The 22,300-nt window shown below is 34.1% G+C and carries 22 protein-coding genes; 3 read left to right on the forward strand and 19 right to left on the reverse strand.

The window, feature by feature from the left end; genetic code table 11:
- Nucleotides 1-3: 3 nt before the first annotated feature.
- The 3 genes from M1F14_RS14075 to M1F14_RS14085 all read right to left on the reverse strand — a co-directional run bounded on the left by M1F14_RS14075 (nt 4) and on the right by M1F14_RS14085 (nt 1,915).
- Nucleotides 4-960, reverse strand: coding sequence for an ABC transporter (locus M1F14_RS14075; RefSeq protein WP_042843755.1), 957 nt, complete (start codon nt 958-960; stop codon nt 4-6).
- A 2-nt stretch (nt 961-962) separates the two neighbouring features.
- Entirely contained in the window at nt 963-1,643 is a 681-nt protein-coding gene (locus M1F14_RS14080; protein ID WP_042844330.1) for a DsbA family protein, read from the reverse strand.
- Nucleotides 1,644-1,726: 83 nt separating this feature from the next.
- Nucleotides 1,727-1,915, reverse strand: coding sequence for a DUF4762 family protein (locus M1F14_RS14085; RefSeq protein ID WP_042843756.1), 189 nt, complete (start codon nt 1,913-1,915; stop codon nt 1,727-1,729).
- 988 nt (nt 1,916-2,903) lie between these two features.
- On the opposite strand from M1F14_RS14085, the gene M1F14_RS14090 reads away from it, so the two are divergent.
- Entirely contained in the window at nt 2,904-5,288 is a 2,385-nt protein-coding gene (locus M1F14_RS14090) for a M66 family metalloprotease (protein ID WP_181468488.1), read from the forward strand.
- A 45-nt stretch (nt 5,289-5,333) separates the two neighbouring features.
- Here M1F14_RS14090 and M1F14_RS14095 read toward each other — a convergent pair whose 3' ends face one another.
- From M1F14_RS14095 to M1F14_RS14145, 11 genes are all read right to left on the reverse strand, one after another.
- The gene (locus tag M1F14_RS14095; protein ID WP_181468487.1) at nt 5,334-6,167 is read right to left on the reverse strand and encodes an A24 family peptidase; all 834 of its coding nucleotides are present in this window, start codon (nt 6,165-6,167) and stop codon (nt 5,334-5,336) included.
- A gap of 1 nt (nt 6,168) precedes the next feature.
- The gene (locus M1F14_RS14100) at nt 6,169-7,389 is read right to left on the reverse strand and encodes a hypothetical protein (RefSeq protein ID WP_042843759.1); all 1,221 of its coding nucleotides are present in this window, start codon (nt 7,387-7,389) and stop codon (nt 6,169-6,171) included.
- Between the two features lie 14 nt (nt 7,390-7,403).
- On the reverse strand, nt 7,404-8,432 hold the full coding sequence (locus M1F14_RS14105) for a type II secretion system F family protein (RefSeq protein ID WP_042843760.1): 1,029 nt from the start codon (nt 8,430-8,432) through the stop codon (nt 7,404-7,406).
- Nucleotides 8,416-9,789 (reverse strand): ATPase, T2SS/T4P/T4SS family, encoded by a 1,374-nt coding sequence (locus M1F14_RS14110; RefSeq protein ID WP_210814873.1) that lies wholly within the window; start codon nt 9,787-9,789, stop codon nt 8,416-8,418. The genes M1F14_RS14105 and M1F14_RS14110 overlap by 17 nt, the downstream gene beginning before the upstream one ends.
- 173 nt (nt 9,790-9,962) lie before the next feature.
- The gene (locus M1F14_RS14115) at nt 9,963-10,478 is read right to left on the reverse strand and encodes a hypothetical protein (protein WP_071548098.1); all 516 of its coding nucleotides are present in this window, start codon (nt 10,476-10,478) and stop codon (nt 9,963-9,965) included.
- Nucleotides 10,466-11,287 carry a hypothetical protein gene (locus M1F14_RS14120; protein WP_042843762.1) on the reverse strand — a complete coding sequence of 274 codons (822 nt, stop codon included), beginning with the start codon at nt 11,285-11,287 and terminating at the stop codon, nt 10,466-10,468. Before M1F14_RS14120 ends, M1F14_RS14115 begins: the two co-directional genes overlap by 13 nt.
- A gap of 10 nt (nt 11,288-11,297) precedes the next feature.
- On the reverse strand, nt 11,298-11,840 hold the full coding sequence (locus M1F14_RS14125) for a hypothetical protein (RefSeq protein ID WP_071548096.1): 543 nt from the start codon (nt 11,838-11,840) through the stop codon (nt 11,298-11,300).
- Between the two features lie 3 nt (nt 11,841-11,843).
- Nucleotides 11,844-13,319: a hypothetical protein gene (locus tag M1F14_RS14130; protein WP_042843765.1), complete on the reverse strand. Its 1,476-nt coding sequence runs from the start codon at nt 13,317-13,319 to the stop codon at nt 11,844-11,846.
- A gap of 15 nt (nt 13,320-13,334) precedes the next feature.
- On the reverse strand, nt 13,335-13,787 hold the full coding sequence (locus M1F14_RS14135) for a TcpQ domain-containing protein (RefSeq protein WP_052219277.1): 453 nt from the start codon (nt 13,785-13,787) through the stop codon (nt 13,335-13,337).
- 18 nt (nt 13,788-13,805) lie between these two features.
- Nucleotides 13,806-15,455 carry a prepilin-type N-terminal cleavage/methylation domain-containing protein gene (locus M1F14_RS14140; RefSeq protein WP_181468486.1) on the reverse strand — a complete coding sequence of 550 codons (1,650 nt, stop codon included), beginning with the start codon at nt 15,453-15,455 and terminating at the stop codon, nt 13,806-13,808.
- A gap of 65 nt (nt 15,456-15,520) precedes the next feature.
- Nucleotides 15,521-16,255 carry a type IV pilus major pilin gene (locus M1F14_RS14145; RefSeq protein WP_042843767.1) on the reverse strand — a complete coding sequence of 245 codons (735 nt, stop codon included), beginning with the start codon at nt 16,253-16,255 and terminating at the stop codon, nt 15,521-15,523.
- Nucleotides 16,256-16,886: 631 nt separating this feature from the next.
- On the opposite strand from M1F14_RS14145, the gene M1F14_RS14150 reads away from it, so the two are divergent.
- Nucleotides 16,887-17,138 (forward strand): hypothetical protein, encoded by a 252-nt coding sequence (locus tag M1F14_RS14150; protein ID WP_042843768.1) that lies wholly within the window; start codon nt 16,887-16,889, stop codon nt 17,136-17,138.
- 125 nt (nt 17,139-17,263) lie between these two features.
- Here the strand turns inward: M1F14_RS14150 and M1F14_RS14155 are convergent, their stop codons facing one another.
- On the reverse strand, nt 17,264-17,527 hold the full coding sequence (locus M1F14_RS14155) for a DUF3811 domain-containing protein (RefSeq protein ID WP_042843769.1): 264 nt from the start codon (nt 17,525-17,527) through the stop codon (nt 17,264-17,266).
- Between the two features lie 159 nt (nt 17,528-17,686).
- Here M1F14_RS14155 and mnmH point away from each other — a divergent pair, with 159 nt between their 5' ends.
- Nucleotides 17,687-18,778, forward strand: coding sequence for a tRNA 2-selenouridine(34) synthase MnmH (mnmH, locus tag M1F14_RS14160; RefSeq protein WP_071548847.1), 1,092 nt, complete (start codon nt 17,687-17,689; stop codon nt 18,776-18,778).
- A gap of 62 nt (nt 18,779-18,840) precedes the next feature.
- On the opposite strand, the gene M1F14_RS14165 is transcribed toward mnmH, so the two are convergent.
- The 4 genes from M1F14_RS14165 to alkB form a co-directional block, all read right to left on the reverse strand.
- A complete protein-coding gene (locus M1F14_RS14165; RefSeq protein WP_129465918.1) occupies nt 18,841-19,485 on the reverse strand; it encodes a LysE family transporter in 645 nt (214 codons plus the stop codon).
- A 107-nt stretch (nt 19,486-19,592) separates the two neighbouring features.
- On the reverse strand, nt 19,593-20,054 hold the full coding sequence (locus M1F14_RS14170) for a YaiI/YqxD family protein (RefSeq protein WP_042843771.1): 462 nt from the start codon (nt 20,052-20,054) through the stop codon (nt 19,593-19,595).
- 394 nt (nt 20,055-20,448) lie between these two features.
- Nucleotides 20,449-21,474 (reverse strand): low specificity L-threonine aldolase, encoded by a 1,026-nt coding sequence (locus M1F14_RS14175; RefSeq protein WP_042843772.1) that lies wholly within the window; start codon nt 21,472-21,474, stop codon nt 20,449-20,451.
- Between the two features lie 187 nt (nt 21,475-21,661).
- The gene (alkB, locus tag M1F14_RS14180; protein ID WP_071548093.1) at nt 21,662-22,297 is read right to left on the reverse strand and encodes a DNA oxidative demethylase AlkB; all 636 of its coding nucleotides are present in this window, start codon (nt 22,295-22,297) and stop codon (nt 21,662-21,664) included.
- Between the last annotated feature and the right edge of the window lie 3 nt (nt 22,298-22,300).

Raw genomic sequence — 22,300 nt, forward strand, 5'->3', positions numbered from 1 at the left:
AGGTCAATGATTAATAAAATAAAGTGAATGGCTATGCCACAAAAGCCAATCATTAGGGTAATCTCGAATCGTTTTTTCAATAATGATAGGCAATTGCTTAGCAATATCTGTTGCGTGCACAGGAGGATAAATATTGATTTGTATTCCATTTTTGCAATATAAGTTATAGAAAACGACTTGCGCTGAAATCACTTTGGATAACCGAACAACACCACTATGTAATTTCGCTGGACGATTAAATAAACGGCAAGCTAATTTATTATTTATCCCTTCCCCCGTATGAATCGTATAATCTGGGGTAATATCAGGGAAAATAATCATATTTTTCTGTCCTGATGCCGTTTCAGTCATTAATGTCATTAAATTTTTTGCTAATGACTTATCCTCTTGATGTATTGAGCAATAAGATAAATTAATTCCCCCAAGAATACGGGCGGTATCATCAAATTTAGTTTGCTCAGCACTTGAAGACACAATAACCGTCGCATTTTTAGGTGATGTTCCTGCCCCTACGATAGTAGCTAATACATCAGAAACCATATGCAATGGCGCTAGAATAACGGGGACTTGTTGTTCATGCAGAGGCTCAACAATTTGATTAAGTTTGTGTGTACACGCTTCTATTTGTGACATGATTTGTCTGTTTTGCCCCCAAGTTGCGCCCTCTTCTAAAATATACCGACGTACCGCGATCCATGCGGTATCAATACGCCCTGGTTTATCCATTAAACACTGGTAATTTTGAGTAGCGACCTTAGTTCTATTACGATAATTCCTACCGATAACCCCAAGGCGGCATAATGTATAACTAACTATTAATAATAGTGGTGTAGATATATAACGCAGTAACCACCTAAATAGAGTCACCGCACAGGTATTTAATTTCACAATACCTACAAGTGCTGCGTCAACGACACTTCTAATACCAAAAATTAGCCATACAATAATAAAGCGGCCCACAATTACTCCTGCTTACTCTTTTCTAAAAGTTCTGCCATATACTTAGTAAATTCAGGAAAATCACGGTCTTGATAAACAACATAGCGCTTATTGATAATGAAAGCGGGTGTTGCCGTAATATTGTAGAATTCAGCAATGCTCTCCATATAATCAAGTTTTTCAGCTACAGCTGGGGTATTGCTAATTTCAAGGTACTTTTCAGTATCAACATTATGCTTTTTCAACCATGCCAATAGTTCGACTTGATTTTTAAAATCAACATTATCATTTAAAACAGAATTAAAAATGGCTGAGCGTAAACTAGGCTCAATATTCATTTCTTCTAAAGTCGCAAAAATAGGTGCATAGGCCGCTAGTGGAGTATACTTACTTGCTAAGTGTATTGCTTTGAAATTATCATCATCAGGCAGTTCTTCTGCAAACTTCATGATGGCATCATTATTTATACCGCAGTAATAACATCCATATGACATAACCTCAATAATACTGTTATTTTCTTTTATTGGGCTCGACAATACTTTTTCGGCTGAAATTTCAAAAAATGTTTGCTGACTTTGACTATTATCTTTAAAGGTCTCAAAAATAAAAACATGATAAAACATGACTGTTGTAAGCACAGAAATCATAATGACAAACAAGGTATATATGATAATCGTTAATTTAGATATTTTTCTATTATTCATTACAGTTTTACCATTGGATTGAAAGCAAAGCATGCAAAGAATCCCTCCTCAGCATGCTTTATAATTATTACATAACAACTAGATTATAAAGGGCATTTACCTGTTGCAGGTTGTGCTTTATAACTTACTTCACCGTGCTTATCAGTACATTTTGTGATCTGTTGGCAGGTTGTCAGGCCAGCACCTACTTTTACAGTATCAAATGATGTTTCACACACTGGCGCTGTTCCACCAATAACTTTTGATGCATCTACTGTATTTAACAATTTCATATAATTTCCTTATTTATTTTTAGCTATTAACTATTAGCTATTAGATAAAATCAATTTAAATATTTCGCCTTAATAACTTTGACTAAGTAGCCAATAAGGCGGTTTGGATTATATGCATAACAATAATATAAGTTCAATTTAATGGGTAGCTATTCAATCCTAAACCCTGCCTATATTCATGTTATAATTATCCTTATTAGGGATTAACCAGTTTTTTGGTTATTACTTAACTCCACCCCATCATTTATCACAGGTTAAATATTGGAGTGATGACAGCATTGGAGTAAAATCAGATAATTGTATTTATTTTTATTTTTCACTAATTTCATGAGTGATACATATAAATATTAACAATTAGAAATATTATTTTACTGATTTAACACATCTAAAAATTTAAATATTTAGGTCAATACAATCTATTACTCCTCATAAGAGTAATAATTTAAAAAGGAGTATTCTAAGGGTTAATAAAAACACCAGTTAAAATTTCACTTATATACTATCAGATACTTTTCACCAAGTTGTCATATTGATAAACATAACCTTAATAATATTAACTTGCATTAACAACATTAATTATAAAGGTAATTGAGTTCATTATTTTCTAATGTGTATAAATAATAATACACTGAAAATTAATATGAGGGAGCCATAAAGGCTAATGTTGAAATAGTAAAAAAATGGAGGCAATAAACTGCCTCCTAATTAGCGAATCATGAAAATGAAAGTTAAACTTTACTTACCTAATAAATATAGCTTAACAGAATAAACATAACAATAATTAATTTACCACATCTTCATTTAAAACAATGTCACTTGAATTTTATTTATTAACTAAAAAAATTAATTATATACTTAAATATATCATATACATATACACAAAAAATCATAATAATATAGATTCAATTTTGGTTATATATCTATTATTAAAACGCCCCAAACAACCTCGCATGAAATAAAATCATGCTTTATAAATGAGAAAACTAAAATGGCACATGACAAAACTATAATATTACAAAATAATAAATCATTAGGTTACTTCAATAAACTTATTGTTTCTAAAGGAAATAACTCTCATTTTAATAATAACAAATATAAAAGTGATACAAGCGGTACATTGGCAGGTTCAGTTCATTATGTACAGAATTGTATAATCCCAGCGGGAAAGCATATTCCTGATGATATTCAACCAAGAATAATATCTAATCGAAAAACTATGTTTCTATTCCAACCTAGAGAATTCATAGCGCATAATGATGACGTCAAGTTATTTGTTTTTGATAAACAAAAACGTATTATATTTGAAGCTAAGATGAAAAATCCAAATGAGCTAACGTCAACTTGTGAACCAATCTATGCCAATATTAGTCCTCCCCAACCCCACCCTAATGAAGTTACTATCATTGTTAGTAATGATAAACAATTGCATCAGTTAGATGACCCCGATTATTTTAATGATATTATTCTTAATCATGATACGGTTAAAATAATCACCAGCGATGGTCACTACAATTCATCATTCAAAGTTGAGTCAGATGAAAAATATTCGCGAAAAAAAATCATATTTCAATGTAAATCAACTTATCGATTTTCAGTATTTTTCAATGGTAGAAATGTTGAGTTAGCTACAGGTGACGAACTTACACTCGTTAATGTAGATGGCACTTGGTTCGAAATAAATACAGAAAATAACTGTGACCAATTCCTATCAAAAATAGACTATATTGGTAATTGTTGGTCAATTATAGTGCCAAGCCAATTTATTAAGCCTAATATTACCTTACAATTTACACATCAAGATAAAAAAGGAGATATTGAATATATAGATATTGGTGCACCTAATGAGTTACTTCTCCATACTATTGCTATTGGTATGTTAACACCCTATAGGGACAAATTCGAATTTCAACAAATGCATGAATATCATCAGCAATATTTTCAACAAGTCCCCTTATCTCGCTTAACGGTAACAACCTACGATCCTATTTATTTAACCGAACTTATGTTGCATGATGGCCGGCTACTGGTAGGTATTGCTCCTGGTGATGGGGGTTGGCACACCGGCATTATGCGGGAATACATAGCAAAATCGTTAATTGCATCTGGAATTAATTTTGCCAACTACGGCTTTTTCAATGCAGGAAGAGACAAAGCGAGTAACATGGTAACACCACAAATAACCGTACACACCTCTATAGGAAAATATGAAAATGGGTTACAAGTGCACGGCGGTTCTGGTGGTGCAGGTATGGCGACATTAGATGACACTATTCGTAATGAATTTAGTCATGAAATTGGACATAATTATGGCTTAGGGCACTACCCCGGTGGATTTTATGGTTCTGTCAACGCCGTTCCTAGCCAGCGAAATTCAACATGGGGATGGGATAGCCACAATAATTTTTTTATTCCCAATTTTGAAAGCGCAACACGAAATAAACCCACGTATTTAGAAAATGAAGGTGAAGGGTTATTCGCACTCCCTTATAAGGAACACTCTCTCGGCCATGATGCAATGGCTGGGGGTTCACCTATGTATGAAAAATACAATACATTTACCTTACATACTCCTCATTCACTTAACCAAATTCAACATTTTCTTGAAAGTAAAGCTGTTTTTAATGTTAACTCGGCCACAGGGTTTTCTCGCTGGGATGAAGAATTACAACAAATGAGAGAGTACCGTCATACCACATCAAAATATATTTATAGTGATGTCCCCATAGAAAATGGTAAAGATATCACCGAAGAGCAATTAATAAATATTTTCCAGTTTAATAAAGAAGCTATGATCCACTGTTATAATGGTAGACATGCACCTAATATTATTTTCCCTACCCCCAATAATTACCCGGATTATTTAATTACTATTGATACTTCAGCAAGTTATAGTATTACTCTTCATCTAAATGATACTCAGAAAATTATACATAATAATGAAGTACTACATTATATCTCTGATGGCCGCGAATGGATTATGCATGATGATGATGCACTTCTTAAGGATTTGGTCCCTTACAAGCAAGGTGTTAAGGTGATAACCTTATTAGGGTTACATGACCCCGAAAATAAATTGCCAAGTTATATTTACCCTGCCCTTAATGGTTCTTATGGGATGGTCTATCCAGATGATAGTAATAAACTCGATACAGATTTAGATTACCTCGAAGTCAGCCTTATAACTGGAAGATGTTTACAATTTCAGTTAGCCTCCATTCAAATTAATAGAAATGAAATGAACCAATTTCACGTGAATATCGAAAGAAGTTTACACCCCGTAGAAGCTAGGGTCATTCATAATGGCTCAGTGATTACAAGCCGTAAGATTAATTTAGGTAATGATGACCTAACCTTTACTATCAATTCTAATTAGTTGATAAACTCCTCGTTTATATAAACGAGGAGTTTATGTGGAGAATCACATCATTATATGGAAATAAAAAACTAATACCATTATAGCAAAACAAATAGCAGGTCCAAATGGAATGTAACTTTTTTCATCAATATCATAGTACTCAGCAAACTCTCCTCGATCCGGTCTATAATTAACAGACCTAACAACTAAATAAGTTAAGAAACCAAATAACACCGATAGCAAAATAAGCCAAGGGATCGCAAATAACCCAATAAAAGTGGCACCTGCAGCAAATAGTTTGGCATCACCATCACCGAGCCCATCTTTACCTGTCGACAATTTGAACCCCCAAATAACTATTTTAATCACTGACCATACGAGCATACAGCTTGTGACAGATTGCAAAGGAGTTATATTTGTCCAGCTCATTACAGAACTTAATAACCCGAGCCAAATTAACAAATAGTTCAGTTCATCTGGAATAATTAACCATTTAAGATCAATGAAAAATATAACATAGCAAACGGAACATAACCCTAAAAACATCACCAATGTAGCGAGTTCCCTATCAAAATAATAGTAGAAAATAACCAAACCAAAAAAAAAGCCAAAAATAAATTCTGAAAGAGGATAAAGTTTTGATATAGGGCAATGACAATGTCGACATTTCCCTTTTAAAATTAACCAGCTTAATATAGGAATATTGTCCCGTTTATATACTTTATTTTTGCAAGTTGGGCAGCGAGAGCCAGGAAAACTTAATGAAAAATTCCCCGCCTCTCCCCGTGTAAATATTATAATAGGCAAACGATATATTACTACATTGATAAAACTACCAACACAACAGCCTATAATAATGGCAATCACAGTATAATAATAATGAATAAACTCTAACATACTAGTCACAAATCTTCATTATTGAACCGTCTTTTTCATATTTTTTTTGATCAATATATACATTATTATAAGCGTTGATACTGCCTCTAAAATAGGTTATTTTATATTTTCCTCCATGCCCCCATCCCAGATCTCTATCTATTGCATCAATATTGGTATAAATAAAATCTGTTTTTTTAAGGTTAATATCATAAGCACTTAATTTTTTATTTTGACTTATCGCATTGACTAATTGAGCAAAATCCAGATCTCCCGCTTTAAATGCATCCCGTTCTAATTGGTATGCTCTAGAATAAAATGGGTTAGTCGCAAGGTCTCTAATAATAGGGCTTCGGTTCCAGTCCATTGCTAATGTGTATTTTTCCCCTAATGTTATGCTACTTAATACACTTGCATTACCGTATAGCGTCTTGTCAATATCATTATCTGATGCAGATTCCGACCCCCAAGAACTATTACCTTGTCCAGAATAAGTCACACTTGTTAATTCCAGTATAGGCGGAACAGATGATTTTGGGTTATAACCTGTTTTGGCTTTCCACTCAAATGTAACTGTAGGTGCCGGTCTCCCTTTTAGTTCGGGTGGAGATGCTGGTGGGTTTGAATCATAAATATGAATTGTCAGTTTTTTTATTGCGCGTCCGGGTAACCAAATAATATCGTCAGGTTGTCGAAAGTATTCACTACCGCCATAAGTAGTTGGTGCAGCTTGCTGCCTTGGAAAATAGTTAGCGTTGTAAACACCTCGATTTTTGATATAGAGTATTTGGCTATTATAAGACTCAAAAGTACGTTTCCGATCAGTTTTTGTCGGTTTTCCCAAACCTGCATCCGAGATTGACATACCACTGTACTCTCTTGCGCTCATCGGTATGGGCGAAACCTCTTTTTTTGTAGAATAATTCCCAAGTAACGGCGTTCTACCATCAGGTTTCCGTATCGTATCCATTGCAAAAAAATTAGCAATTTTTATAGGAATACCCCGTTCTTCTTCAGTCCAATATTCTGCGGTAACCGATACATTTACTCGATTACTAAATTTAGATGTTAAACCAAAATCACGTAATGTAGAAATAAATATAGGTAATGGCGTCGATGTATTAGCACAAACCGACATTATTGGATTAGAAGCAGTGTTATTAATATAATTAACACCTTTTGTTGTTTTAGCAACCGCTATTATGGGCAGCAGCAACACGGTACAAAAAATTACTTTTTTCATTATTAACCTCTCACTTACATTTGGGACATCTTAGATAACTGATCTGATAACGAAAATAGTGCAATAAACACCCAGATGACACAACCGCCTAATATTAATGTTGAAAATGATTTTAATAATCCTGCAAGCTTATCCATTTTGTCATTAATATTAATTTTTGACTTTTCAGATACTGATGTTAATACATCATGAAATGATGGTAATGCGGAATACAAACTAATATTCAAAAGCTCATGTACATTTAATAACCCTGTATTCAGCGCTTCTCCGTAGTTTTGACCTTTGGCCATATTAACTTTCATAATATTAATATGACTTTTTAACCATCTATTGGCGTTTAAACTCAATATTGTCAATGCATCATTAATAGGGATTTTATTTTTTAACATCCCTGACAAACTATTTAATATAATAGAAGCATTTAATTGTTTGAAAGTAGAAAATGGTACTACTCTGTCCATAAACCTATCCCTAAATAACCCAGTTACATTTGCCATAATAACCCTAGTTATTATCGTTAATAGGATGACTGCTACTAAAATATAAACCCATAACCCATTATATAAAGCCAAGCCAAATTCATATAATGAACTGGTCACAACAGGCCAACGCGTAACCGGTAGTACTCGTTCAAAGGCAGGGAAAACTTTGACCGCATAACCTGCTATCACAATTAAAGATAAAGCCAACATAATCAAAGGAAATGTTATTGATTTGATGACTTTTGACATTAATTGGTCTTTATATTTAATAACCTCAACGATACTGGTAAAGCCATTGGCAAGTGCCCCACTTTTCTCTGAAGAATAGATTAAACTTAATTCACTCTTTGGTACCATCCCATCAAAAACGGATGCAATAGATTCTTTATTCGCCATTTTGTCTAATAAATAATTCAATTTATTGACAAACCCTTTGCCTATAACCGTTTCCCCTTCTTTTTTTAGTTTTATGATTGAATCATAAATCGGAAGGTTAGAGTTAATCATATCAGCACAAAATTGATATAAATATAATCGCTGAGATTTAGTGAATTTTTTCAAAAATTACCTCCATATCTTCTGCTGGAATAGCGCCAAATTCATGAGTAAACCAGTGGTAACAAACTTTATTTTCAATTACTAATAACAGCGTTTTTTCTTTAATTTGAAACCCCTCACCAATTCCTTTTCCAATTAGCCTTTTTTTACGCCAGTGCATATACGCTTCAAGCCAATTATTTTTCGCTATTGCAGATAATTCATCAATTGATGGCCGCATATATTCGATAACGAGTTTACGTCCTTTGATACCCGTATATTTGCAATGCTGGCAGCCATCTTGGTTAAGCACTGATATTTCAATTTCCCGGGAACCGAAAATGGCAAGCTCTGATTTTTTACAGTGCGAACATAGTACTGGCATTAACTTTTGACACTGTAGGCCCGCAATAAAACCAGGTGTACACAGTTTGTCTCCTGTAATACCGAGTGCCGATAGCCGCTGTAATAATGTTACAATGCTCCCTGCGTGAACGGTTGTGAAACAATAATGGCCACTTTCAACTGCACCAGATAATGCATTAGCTGAAATTTTATCTCGTATTTCACCTATCATAAGTACATCTGGATCACGACGTAATGCGGATTTAATCGCGGAATGAAACCCTCCACCATCGACATCTAATACTGAACTTTGTTTGGTACCATAGATATAATATTCAACGGGGTCTTCCACCGTTAAAAAACAACCTTTGTTGTTAAACCGATTTATTTGTAGCCATTCAATAACTGTCTTTAATGTTGTTGATTTCCCCGACCCCGTTGTTCCTGCAATAAAATAAGCACCATATGGATTACTTAGTATTGATTTAATATCTTCAATTTCTACCTCAGATAACCCTGTACTCTCCAATTGAGGGTTAGGGTTAGTATCTATAGAAGCAGGTATAATTCTCAATACACAATGATAACAATCACTTGTCTCTCCAAATATTGGGAAATGTGCATAACGAAACCGGTATTTTTTACCTTTCAAATCATACAAAATATTGGCACTTTGCGGTTGTTGGCGATTCCATGTTGTCTCTTTAGTCGTCGCTTCAACGTTATACAATACAAACACCAATTCATCACAACTAGCAGATGTTAACTGAGAATATAAAATTAAAGAGCCATTAACCCTAAACTCTACTTTTGAAATAACATCCCCACGAGTAATATGTAAATCACTCGCCCCAGTATCAACGGCAACCTGCAATAAACTTTCTAGTTCTTTTTGGACATCACTGGTTTCATATAATAGGTTACTGCTCTTGTCTCGAGTTGCTTTTTCAATAATTTGGTAATATTGAGATTCAGTACTCAACATAAACCCACAAATATTTTTCTTATAAACTGAACGCGTATAATATAAATCCATATATATACTCTCTAGTTTATCAATCTTAATTTTATTGATAACTAAATACTTGGATTTATTATAATCAACAATGATTAAATTTTTTTCAAGCAACTCAAAGTGGCATTTTTCTAATGCCTTCACCCCACCTTCAATACAATTTATGTTAATAAAATCAATTGATTGGAACATTATTAATCTACAACTTTATATTGATTGTTTTTTAGAATAACTCGATATCGCATTCCATTCATACTAAATGGTTTATTCTCACTAACAAAAGAAATGCGGCTATTCTCACTATTCACCACCCCTATTTTTTTTATACCCGCAACATAAGAAATCATAATAACTTTTGGCTTATCCATTGGTTTAACGGGAGTATCCATCAGTTCATTAATTCGTTGCTCCTCGACATCATTATCCATTTCCTTGGTTGCTACAGTTTCTTGACTAGGAGACTCATTTAAAATTTCATTGACCTCTTTTAGTTCTTTTTTTAACTTAGCTAGCGTAATTTGATTTTCAATATGTAATTTTTCTGATTCAAATTGAAGATTTCGTTGCATTAAGTCAACAATATTTTTTTGTTCAATTGATACTTCTTTATTTTCAATGTTTGGTAATTCTATACTTTCTGCTTGCGGATCTGCATAAGCGAACTGTAGGCTTATACCTAATGTTAAAATAGAAAACATTATCTTTTGCATGCAAAAACTCCTGTAACTTTAATATTGTTAACATCTAATTTCTCTATTGATTTAAAAACATAATAATCAATATAAGGTTGACCGTTTAATAAGTAACTAATTTCCAATGGGTTATTTTTAAAAGTCATTTCAAATTTTGCAAATAACAAATTATGGCTATCTGGATACCCTGAATATTTACTTTCTATATTTGACACAGAGGAAGATGGTAATTCATTTAATTTTATCTTTTTTTTCTCGTTATCTTTTGATGAATTGTATGCATAAACATAGTTTATATAGTCATTGCAAGTAGGTACATGCAATTTTGCCTCAGGAGAAGTTATTTTATTTTCCAATCTATTATCAGTATATTTCAATTGTAAATTAGAAAAATCCAAGCTATCTGGGCTAATAATCCCTTCGTAGCGTTCATTGAAAAAAAATTTATCTTGAACATTAAAAATAGCACCAGGCTTTAATTTGTATGAAAATTGACAGTTATCTTCATTACAAGTAAACATATCCTCATTGAAGCCACTTGCTGTAAATGCATAACTACTGAGTAAAATTTGTTTTAATATAATGATAAGATCATCAGCTTGATACCCATGAAACTGAGATAAATAAAAATTTGTAATTTTCTTTTTATCATTGAGAACTAACTGCTGCTGTTGTTTTTCTAATGCCTCTTTTTCTGTTTTTTTATAATGTAAATAATACATTACACCAGAAATGGTGATAATTAATACTATTACAATACTAATGATTAGCATATACTTACTTTTCAATAAGCCATGCTCACGCCAGCCAGAAAGAATATCTTTCATACTAATAACCCTAATATAAGGATAGAATATAAATAATGATTGTGAATATGCTTATACCACAAGCAATTGCCGCTGAAACTTTAATGATTGTATTACGATACTTTTTTTCCTGATTCAAATACTCTTCATAAATTGCATCAAATATATCATCATTAATAACCGTCACATCTAAAGAGCCATATATTGATGTATCTTTTTGACTCAAAATATAGGAGAGCATTCCCTCCGTTATGATTGTATCTATTGGAGAGATTACACAATCATCTTTAATGCATATTAAATAATAATGTGTAATATCACCCTCAACTATAGGAGCATAAAACATGCCATCGCCATAAAGTTCTTTAATATATAAAGCTAATATTTCGTGTAATTTCACTTGCTTAGGAAATAACACTTCCTTCATACCATTACGAGTTTTATACCTAATTTTCCTACATTTTTTTTTGGTTGACTCAAGCCAAAATCGATGCCGATGCTCTTCTGTTTGGCTCGAATCAATCCATATACCACCAATAGTCAGCTTATTCTTTAGTAACTCTGCTAATGTCATGGCTTACTCATTAATTGAAAAGTAATTGTCTATCCCTACAATCATAATAATAGTTGAATTCGCATCTTCACTTTTTAAGATAGCTGATAAAATACCTGCCTTTTGTCCATCAGATTCTGTATTTTCATCATATTTACCAACGATCAGTAAATCACCCGGTTTAATTACAGAAGTATTAAACATTTCCGTTGTTGTATAATTAGGCAGTTGAACATTATCAAATTTTTCTATGCCAATCAGATTTTTACGTGTAAATCCACTAGCAACTTCAATTTTCCCATCAGATAAGGCTCTCGGAGTAATAATAAAACTGCTCCCTGTCACAATTTGATCGGTTGTTAACTGATTCTCAGTAATATCCATATTGGCATTTTTAGTTGAAGTCATGCCAGATACATAATGTTGAGTCTTAGTTAAATTTAGCGGGATTGGCATATTATTACGAGTAATAAAAGACCCACTTTGCAAAATTTTACTTCCAGTTAAATTATAAACAGCGTCAAGTTGTGCGGCTAAGCGAAATTTGGCATTTTCACCACCATGAAAATTTGAATTAGCATTAAGACTTCCAGTTAACTTAGTCAGCAAACTTTGATTAAACCCGACTTGCGTACCACCACTGTTGTAAGAAAAACCCAACTCTGCTTCTAAGTTTTTAGATTTTGACTTGTCGAGTATATAAATTTTATAGCTAACAACAAATTGACGGCTATTTGCTTGTTTGTATTGCTCTAGAACCTTATTGACATGATTGTATTCTGATTGCCTTCCAACAAACGTCAAAATAGATGAGTCTTGAAATATATTATATACCCCTGAAGAGATATATTTATCCATCATATCTTTCACATCTGCCCAGAACGAGGATTTAAATGAGGTTGTTGATTTACCTTTTAATCCGCTAGATGAGGCTGCCTCATTACTTGATATATCTAAACTAGCTTCATAGTTATTATCTGTCCCATAATAATCAAGGTTGATCGCAAAGTTTGAATATAAGTTAACCTCTAGTAAATTATTCTTCTTCAGTTGAATACTTACATCATACAAATTTGATAAATAACCAATAAATTCGTCTAGATTACCTTTAAAATTAATAGTATATACTGTGTTTTTTAATATATCCTCACCAGCCGTAGCTTTCTCAGCCAACTCTTGAGGAGTACTCGCATCAACTTTATAGGTAATTTCCATTTGTTCACCTAACATTTCTAATACGGTATAAATGTTAACAGGTGCATAAGTTGTCAAATTAATTTCTTTATCGAGTACTTTTTTCTGCTGACGATCGTAACTGACTTCTTTTCCTAAATATGATGTACCTAGAGATAAAAATGTCTCTTGTTTGCTACTATCAATATCTTGAAGGTCAGTTACTCTATCAAATAATTCTTTGTCATTATATTTTTCTTCAAAAAAACTACTACATCCTTGAAGCAGTAATGGCAATAGAATATAAACCAATTTACACATTTTCATTGTATTTTCTACTTATCAATTATCAATCACGAGAACATTGTTTTCTTCATAAAACTTCAAATAAAACCCTGCTTTTTGGTAAGACAGTTGTTTACCTAATTTTTCTAAAACTTGTATCCTATCTGTACCATCAATTGTGATCTCATTAAAAATGACAATATCTTTTGGGCTATTCCAAATAAAATCAATGCCATTGAATTTTGTCCACTCTTCAATACTTTGGCTTAAAAGCTCATTTTTCTTTAGTATTAAATGACTCATAACCTCCCGTTGCTCTTCGCCCTCTTTTTTATCACCAGTCATTTGTTCTATATTGATATTTTGCTGTTCAGTTTTTGATGAATCAGAAACCGATTTAATTTCTTTCATCGGTTTTAAATTAACCCACCCTTGTTGACCTATTGTTGAGTTAGCAATAGAAGAGAAAGCTAAACTACATAAAATAAACACGCTCATTTTATATTTCATTATATGAATACCTTATTACTAATCATATGAAGTAGAATAATCCCCTTTAATTGAACTGCACCATTCAACTGCCATAATTGATAATGATTTAGGGTTAACATAAGTACTGGAATCCCCGTTCTCTGGATTATTTACACCTAATGATGCACTTATAATCCAAGTCGGTTGAAATGGTGTCGTTGCTGTACCTACAACATAACCGTGTCTAGCCTGTAATACGACGCCTGCCGATAGCCCTACGTGTTTTATTTTGTTTATTCTTGTACTCGACTCGTGAGAGAGGTCAACATCTAAAATATTTTTTTCATCATCAAATACAACTGGCGCCATTGATGAAACTGCGACTGTCAACCTTGGCCATAACCTTACGTCATTAACTACCGGACATAACTTTCTTGGTATAGTAATGACCCCATCCTCTTTGAGATCATCTCCAACATAATTCTCACCAACAATCATGCTCTTATTATTGCCTGTAAAACTGTGATAACTTACTTCAGGGACGGTACGATATTCTTTGACTAATTTAGAGCCTTCATAATGACTATCTTCAATAACTACATTAGCGACTAATGTTCCTGCTACTTGATTGCCTTTATTATCTTCTTTGGTGAGTATAAAATTACTGTCATCTAAATATTGAGCATCCGTTATACTGAAGTCTTCGGGTACTTCTTTCAATTCTAAACAAACAGATTTTGCTTTATTTTGAGTATCCCAACATAAAGCAGGCATTTTTTCATTTTTATCTAGAGCGCCACTTGTTAGTACAAGTTTATTTTCATCTTTTGCCATCAAGCAAGGACCATATTGACTATTTTTCGTATTCCAACACAATTTGTCAGTATTAACGGAACCATCTGATTTTAAATATTTCCCTGCTTTACTATTGAAGCTAAAACGTATTCCATAATTATAATTATCATTACTCAAAGCATCAGCATTTAGCGCTAACTCCCCAAACTTGATATTCTTATTATTTCTCTTTAATAACTGCCAATTAGTGTTTTCATTATCTTCTTTTTCTTTAAAAACCATATCTGCTTGAATTAAATATAGAGACTTATCTTTAAATGATTGCATGAAATTATTATATAAATTATCAACATATAAATTTTCTTCTTCTTTCTGTGGGTGGTACATTGCGATAAAATCAGTTCTTTCAATTGTTTTTCTTTTGGTGTCACCAATAAGATCAATTCTTTCTATAGATAAAACAGGCTGTTGACTAATTAAAGGGTCAATTGTACATTTCAAAAATTCTTTTTTTAGTGATAATTCAAGTAGGCTTCCTTGACAAGTTTCATCGGTAAAGTAATTACGTTCACTTCCAATGCCACTTCCCCAATTAAAGTGTAAATTATCATGAGTTAACTCATCTTCAATTTTATAGTTACTCACACGCTTACTGTATTCTGGCTTTTTATTTCCTATTTGAAATAAAGGATTTCGCTTGAGGTTCCCATCTATTGTTTCTAGTTCGTCACTATTAACAAAGTCTATAAAACGATAAATTTCATCAACGATTGTATCTGAAATTTGTTGGCGACGGTTATCTTCAATTCTATTAATAATAAAGCGGCTCAATGGAACCATTATCACACCAATAATTCCAAGGACGATAATAACTTCAAGTAATGAATAACCTGCTATTTTACTTTTTTTCATCTTTATTTCTCAAAACCTCTCTAATTAAAGAGAGGTTTTATTAGCGAGTTATTAGTCTCTATTTATTAACGACTACCTAAAATAACTGCGTTAGTTGGCGAATCGACACAAACTGTTGCGATGTCATCTGGCTTAATGTTTTTATTACCATCGGCATGCAATGAGCGCAGGATAGGTGAATCATCTGTTATTTCTACAGCGAGATTTTTTGGTGTTGCAGTCAAGCTACTTGCTCCAGCTGCTGCTACACCGACTTCAACGTAATCCCATAAATTTCCTGATTGGGAAATAACCGCACGGCACTGCTCTTGATTAAGTCCATTTAATTCCACAACAAACCCACGCAGCCCCGTTGCTGGCTGCCCCGTTACTGTCATGGCTCCAGAGATCGCAATAAAGTTATTAGAAATATTATTACGCGCTTCGTCTGTCGAAACTTTGCCTAACTGAACTAAGCGTGCCACAATTGCTGTAGATTCTTTTGCGTCTTTAATTGACTCAAATGTATAGTTCGCAGAATCTGTTCCTGCCTCTGCTGGGTAACCTGGAGCGCGTTGATAAGCTTCTTTAGCTGCAATACGTATTGAGTTTGTATTGCTCACTAAGTCTGAGATTGCACGGCTATCGAATGCACGTTGTGCTAATACGACGACACCTGCTGCAATTGTTCCGACAATGCCTAATACAATGATAATTTCGAGTAATGTCATACCACGCTGATTTTTTACTTCGTGATATTTAGATACTTTTTTTAGGAGTTTCATTTTTAAATTTTGAGTCTGCTGATACACTTTGAACATAGTTATTCCTCAAATATTGATTTGATATATTTTTATAAATTCAATAACATTGATAAATTATATATTATTTAAATTAGTTACTCTCTTTATTAATAGTAACTCTATTTATTACCTTTCAAGATTTTATTTTGTTTATATTAAATGTTTATTGGCCGTATCCTTTTATCACTACCTCTCATTGCAATAATTATTAGTTCAAATTATTTTTCAGTCAACATGGTTTTATTATTATAAATTTAATTGTCGTAATCACCTTGTAATATTTATTAACTTTTATTTAATATCTTATACATAAAGCATATTTAATATGTATGCACTATTTATCTATTCAGTATATAAAAACACAGAGATTAGGATTATTCCTAATCTATTTTAATTTAATAAGAAATATTCAGTTACATTATTTATGCAAATACTACCGATTAAATATATACAATTAAATAATATTAATATATTTTACTCTTTATTCGGCTAAATACTCCCATTCGGGATAATAAACGTGCTTTGTATATTGCTTATTTATTATCACTTGAGTAATTCTGTTTTTAGTCGAAACACTACTTTTACTACCAATTACCGCTATTACTATCGTTAGTTGTATGGTAAATAGCCCTGATATGAGACTATAAACATGACATATCCAAAATTATCCTTTACTGGCACTTCATTTAGCTCTAATCATGAGTCTACTATTAATTCAAAACCTGCACCAATTGCTAAACAAGATTTGAAAAAGGCAAAATTAATACAAGTTCCTATGATATATATTGATGCATTTGAAAATATTAAAAATGAAGGGTATACCTCCCTCTCCTTCTCTTCATATCTAATCGAAGCGTTAAAAGAAAAAATCATTTGTGATGTCTCTCGATTAGATTCATAGAATTATATTTAACGTTTTAACCTAATAAAAAATCGCGTATTTATTCATGTTCAAATACGCGATTTTTTATTTTTAACTACACTAACAAATAAAATAACCTACTAACTATTCTTACTAATAATTAGTTATCGATAACCTTTTTTATGGTTTGCCGAAGACCAACTGTAAGTTTGGTCACTTGGTATTAATTTATCTTTTTTCTTTTGTGCTCGAAGTTTCTTTGCTTGCTTATCAACTTCAATAGATATTTCGGTAATGATTTGCTTTTTGACTTTATTTTGCTCAGAGTTGGTTAATTCACGGCCAAGTTTTTTTCTTTCTTGCGCCAACTTACTACGAACTTGCATCTTTTGAGTTTCGGTCATCTCTTGGATGGTTAACATCTTCATTGTCTCGCCCCTTACTCATATTGAAATACCCAACATCAATATAGCATCATTATACGCCAAAGTACTATTAAGCCTTTTTAATCTTAACATTAAGTGCCAAGTGATAAGATTAGGAGTATAGTTAGCCTTATTGCAACTTTAATGAATACCACAGTTATTATGGAATTAACTCCCTCTTCAAAAAATATTCGGCAATTACTGGCGACTGACAGCACGTTAATTGATGTCAGGGCTCCTATCGAATTTCAACAAGGTTCGATGCCAAGTGCGATTAATATCCCTTTAATGAATGATGATGAACGCAAAGCAGTTGGCACTTGCTATAAACAAGAAGGGTCTCATCAAGCACTCACATTAGGGCATCAGCTTGTGAGTGGTGAGATAAAAGAAGCACGCTTAGCTGCTTGGAAAGAAGCCTGTCTCAGCCATAAAAGTGGCTATATTTGCTGTGCTAGGGGGGGAATGCGGTCGCATATCGTTCAATCATGGTTAAAAGACATTGGTATTGAATACCCTCTCGTTGCAGGAGGCTACAAAGTATTACGGCAAGCCGCAATTGATGCAATCAATGAATTAACACTACGGCCTATAATTTTAATTGGTGGCTGTACTGGTAATGGCAAAACAACGCTTGTTCATAACTTAGCAAATGGGATTGATTTAGAAGGAATTGCTCATCATCGCGGGTCGTCTTTTGGTCGCACATTACAACCCCAATTTCCTCAAGCCACATTTGAAAATCATTTGGCAGTTATGCTACTAAAAAAAGCAGAACATCATAACCGCTGGGTTTTAGAGGATGAAGGTCGTGCAATTGGTTCTAATAGCCTACCCAGTGTACTCAAAAGTCAAATGGACTCTGCTACTATTGCGGTGGTTGAAGACCCCTTTGATGTACGGCTCGAACGCCTTAAACAGGAATACTTCGACCGTATGACACATGAATTTCTTAATGTATTTGGGGAGGAAAAAGGCTGGCAAGAATACAGCGAATATTTACACCACGGTCTCTTTGCTATTCGTAAGCGTTTAGGTTCACAGCGTGCAATTGAATTAACTCGCTTATTAGATCTTGCTCTTGCAGAACAAAAAGTGACAGGTGACACTCAAGCACACTATTCTTGGTTATGCCCTTTACTCAATGAATATTATGACCCTATGTATCTCTACCAATTAAGCAAAAAACAACAGCGGATTATTTTTCGTGGAACTTATGAAGAAGTTGAATATTGGCTAACGTCTCAGCACTGATTTTAGATCCATATCATACAAATCCCATGCTCAAAACGGTGAAACTGTATAGTTGTCATCTGCTATCTTTTAACAACAAGTTCAGTTACACCTTGGTAAATGAGCCTTGATGCTAGCGTACCTAGTACTATACCAACCGCTTTTCCTACTATTTTATGAATGCGTGAATACATTCTTCTGACTGACGTCATCGAGAAAGTTTGGCATAAAATGATTCGCCATATTAATGATGCGATGATAATGCCGAACCAAATGACGAGCTTGGTCCATAAAGGAGTAGAAGGTGAAATAGTTGTTGAGAAAATACTCATGAAAAACAAAACTGTTTGCGGATTAGATAAATCAGAAATCACCCCCCGCCTGAAATAAACACCGGAAGGAAAGCTTTCGACAATGTTTTCTGTAGATAAATTAAGCTGCGTCCTATTTTTAAAAACGGTTATGGCATAGTAAAACAGGTATAAACCACCAAGAATTTTGATCAATGAAAATAATGAACCAAATTCAGACATTAGGGTAACTAAACCAAATAGACCTAACCCGGAATAAATCGCATTACCCAATACAACACCATAACCACAAGTTAGCCCCGCTTTTTTACCCGAACTTAATGTTGTTTGCACAACAATAAACAGGTTTGCGCCAGGGTTAAAAAAAGTTAAGACAAACAAAAATAGAGTGATAATAATGCTGTGCAAAGGGTCCATAATTTTGTATTCAAAAATTTAGGGATAACCATTATAGACATAAGATTATTAGCAACTCTATTTTAATTTGCATGTTTTCTGAGCTAAATCAGCAAATTTATTTCCTATTATAGACTTAATGACTTTTTACGGTGTAATAACCATTTGTCTAACTCATTTGCAAATTGCTGCCTATCACGTTGATTTAAACTTGCAGGCCCCCCTGTTTGAACGCCACTTGCCCGCATGGTATCCATAAAATCACGTATATTAAGGCGTTCACGGATCGTCGCCTCACTATAACGCTCCCCACGCGGATTCAAGGCAGAAGCTCCTTTTTCCATCACCTCTGCGGCTAACGGTATATCCGCCGTAACAACAAGGTCGCCTACTTGTGCACGTAAGACAATTTCATTATCCGCAACGTCAAAACCTGCAGAAACTTGCAACGTTTTTAAAAACGGTGATGGTGGAACTGTTAAGCGCTGATTGGCAACAAACGTTATTTGCACATTTTCCCTATCCGCCGCACGGTATAAAATTTCCTTAATTACTTTAGGACAGGCATCCGCATCAACCCAAATTACCATTATTGTATCCAGAATAGTCAAAAAATAGGGCTCATGATTATAACAGAGAATAGAAACAACGAGTGTGGATTTATAAGCGAGTCAACTAGAACAGATGAAAACAGGATACAATATTGACAATTTCATCACTATTTTATGTCAGGTTACCCCACCATACTCAGGGTTTTAAAAATAAACGTATTTATTTTCTATATTGGTGTCTACGCCATCATAATTTTGTTGCGGCCAGTCACAGTGGCCTCTTCTTTTAAGTCTCAGATAGTATATCGACAACAGATAACACCAACCGATAACATTAACTAAAGTAGCTCATTGAACAGCCCGTTATACGTAAAAATAACAGGATAGAGCAACCAATAAAATAAGGTTATCGACTGGTTTACTGACTGTATTTTTAACTTAATGTATGAAAAACTTGTTTAAATTTATCGATATCTTGCTGGGTTGTTGACCAAGCCGTACAAAACCGTACGCACGTTGTTTCCGTTGTGGGGTTACCAATTTTGCTCAGTTGGTAATGCTTTAATAAATTATCAGCAAGGCTGTTTGGTAAAATAACGAAAACTTGGTTTGATTCAACGGGAGCTAAAAACTCAAACCCTTGTTCCTCAAAAAATAAGGCTAACTGAGATGCCATCTCATTAAGGTGATGACCAAGCTCAAAATATAGCTCATTATTAAACAGTGGCTCAAACTGTGCGGCCAATAACCAACCTTTAGCTTGTAACCCCCCTTTTTGCTTGATGCTATAACGAAAATCAGATTTTAATGCTGGGTTCAAAATAACCAGTATTTCCCCCGTTAAAGCCCCTATTTTTGTACCGCCAATGTAGAAAACATCTGTGACTGCAGCAATATCTTCAATGGTTAAATCACTTGCTTTAGACATTAACCCCGATGCAAGACGTGCGCCATCTAAAAAAAGGAGTAACCCATGCTTATCGCAAACCTCACGTAATGCAAGTAACTCATGTTTACGGTAAACGGTGCCTATTTCTGTCGAATTACTGATATACACTAATTTTGGCTGCACACTGTGTTCATCATTATGCTCAGCCAGCACATTCGCAACCAGTGTTGGCGTTAATTTCCCTGATGGTGAGCTCACCGTAATCACCTTATGCCCCGTTGCTTCGATCGCACCAGTTTCATGCGTAGCTACATGCCCACTATCAACAGCGATCACCGCTTGGTGCGGGCGTAAAGCATGGGAGATCACGGTTAAATTGGTAACAGTACCGCCATTAAAAAAATGAATATCCGCATCAGGTTGTCCAATACGTGCTTTAACTTGCTCAGTGACCCGAGAACAAATTTCATCTGTGCCGTAACCTTTAAAACGTTTTCCTGCTAAGTCATTCAGGGTTTTCATCACTGCTGGATGGGCTATTTCATTGTAATCATTTAAGAAGCTATACATTCATTCACCTATTAATACTGGACAAAACCATTTTATAGCCACTATTTATAGGTGTATCTTATTAATTATTCAACAAAATTTTTATTGGGATGCGTTTCAAGTTGCTTACGTAGCTTTCAATTTTCTGAAGCTAAATATGCAGCTATTTATCACCTATTTCCCCCCTTTAGTTGGAATACAACCGACACTAGTTTTGGGTACGGCGAAAAGTTAAATTAAAGCGATAAGGGCCAAGTAGTGGGTGAGTCCCTGCTTTAATACGCCTTATACCATGGTAATTTAACCGTGATTGTCCTCCCCAAACCACCACATCGCCATGTTCTAAATGGATAGCTTGTTTAGCGGCATCCCTTGTTATCCCTCCAAAGTCAAATAGCGCAGGTAGCCCCAAAGAAAAAGAGACAATTGGATGAGAATAATCGGCTTCATCTTTATCTTGGTGCAAAGATAATTTTGCCCCGATAGCATAACGATTAACTAGGCAAGCATCAGGTTTAAACCCATCAAAACCGACGCTATTTGCAGCTGAAGTCGCTAACTGACGGAAAATAGCTGGCATTGATAACCAAGGTAAATTAGTGACAGGGTCACGCTGACTATAACGATAACCTTGTTCATCCGTTACCCATCCCCAATCCCCACAATTAGTCATCGCAACTGACATGTGATAACCACTTGGTGTTTTCATGTGCCTTAAAGGATTCGCCTTGAGTACAAGGTTCAAATCCTTCAATAACCCTTGGCTATGCCCTAATAAAAAGCCTTTTAATAAATAAGCATCAGGGGCAATCTGAATGGTGTTTTCTTCTTCGGAAAATAGCATATC

Origin of the sequence: Providencia sp. PROV003 (assembly GCF_045040775.1) — a bacterium.
In the GTDB taxonomy this organism is placed as follows: Bacteria; Pseudomonadota; Gammaproteobacteria; order Enterobacterales; family Enterobacteriaceae; genus Providencia; species Providencia huashanensis.

Coding starts and splice junctions, on each gene's coding strand:
- M1F14_RS14080 (WP_042844330.1), bottom strand. CDS start 1,643: ATGAATAATAGAAAAATATCTAAATTAACGATTATCATATATACCTTG.
- M1F14_RS14085 (WP_042843756.1), bottom strand. CDS start 1,915: ATGAAATTGTTAAATACAGTAGATGCATCAAAAGTTATTGGTGGAACA.
- M1F14_RS14090 (WP_181468488.1), top strand. CDS start 2,904: ATGGCACATGACAAAACTATAATATTACAAAATAATAAATCATTAGGT.
- M1F14_RS14095 (WP_181468487.1), bottom strand. CDS start 6,167: ATGTTAGAGTTTATTCATTATTATTATACTGTGATTGCCATTATTATA.
- M1F14_RS14100 (WP_042843759.1), bottom strand. CDS start 7,389: ATGAAAAAAGTAATTTTTTGTACCGTGTTGCTGCTGCCCATAATAGCG.
- M1F14_RS14110 (WP_210814873.1), bottom strand. CDS start 9,789: ATGGATTTATATTATACGCGTTCAGTTTATAAGAAAAATATTTGTGGG.
- M1F14_RS14115 (WP_071548098.1), bottom strand. CDS start 10,478: ATGCAAAAGATAATGTTTTCTATTTTAACATTAGGTATAAGCCTACAG.
- M1F14_RS14120 (WP_042843762.1), bottom strand. CDS start 11,287: ATGAAAGATATTCTTTCTGGCTGGCGTGAGCATGGCTTATTGAAAAGT.
- M1F14_RS14125 (WP_071548096.1), bottom strand. CDS start 11,840: ATGACATTAGCAGAGTTACTAAAGAATAAGCTGACTATTGGTGGTATA.
- M1F14_RS14130 (WP_042843765.1), bottom strand. CDS start 13,319: ATGAAAATGTGTAAATTGGTTTATATTCTATTGCCATTACTGCTTCAA.
- M1F14_RS14135 (WP_052219277.1), bottom strand. CDS start 13,787: ATGAAATATAAAATGAGCGTGTTTATTTTATGTAGTTTAGCTTTCTCT.
- M1F14_RS14140 (WP_181468486.1), bottom strand. CDS start 15,455: ATGAAAAAAAGTAAAATAGCAGGTTATTCATTACTTGAAGTTATTATC.
- M1F14_RS14145 (WP_042843767.1), bottom strand. CDS start 16,255: ATGTTCAAAGTGTATCAGCAGACTCAAAATTTAAAAATGAAACTCCTA.
- M1F14_RS14150 (WP_042843768.1), top strand. CDS start 16,887: ATGACATATCCAAAATTATCCTTTACTGGCACTTCATTTAGCTCTAAT.
- M1F14_RS14155 (WP_042843769.1), bottom strand. CDS start 17,527: ATGAAGATGTTAACCATCCAAGAGATGACCGAAACTCAAAAGATGCAA.
- mnmH (WP_071548847.1), top strand. CDS start 17,687: ATGGAATTAACTCCCTCTTCAAAAAATATTCGGCAATTACTGGCGACT.
- M1F14_RS14165 (WP_129465918.1), bottom strand. CDS start 19,485: ATGGACCCTTTGCACAGCATTATTATCACTCTATTTTTGTTTGTCTTA.
- M1F14_RS14170 (WP_042843771.1), bottom strand. CDS start 20,054: ATGGTAATTTGGGTTGATGCGGATGCCTGTCCTAAAGTAATTAAGGAA.
- M1F14_RS14175 (WP_042843772.1), bottom strand. CDS start 21,474: ATGTATAGCTTCTTAAATGATTACAATGAAATAGCCCATCCAGCAGTG.
- alkB (WP_071548093.1), bottom strand. CDS start 22,297: ATGCTATTTTCCGAAGAAGAAAACACCATTCAGATTGCCCCTGATGCT.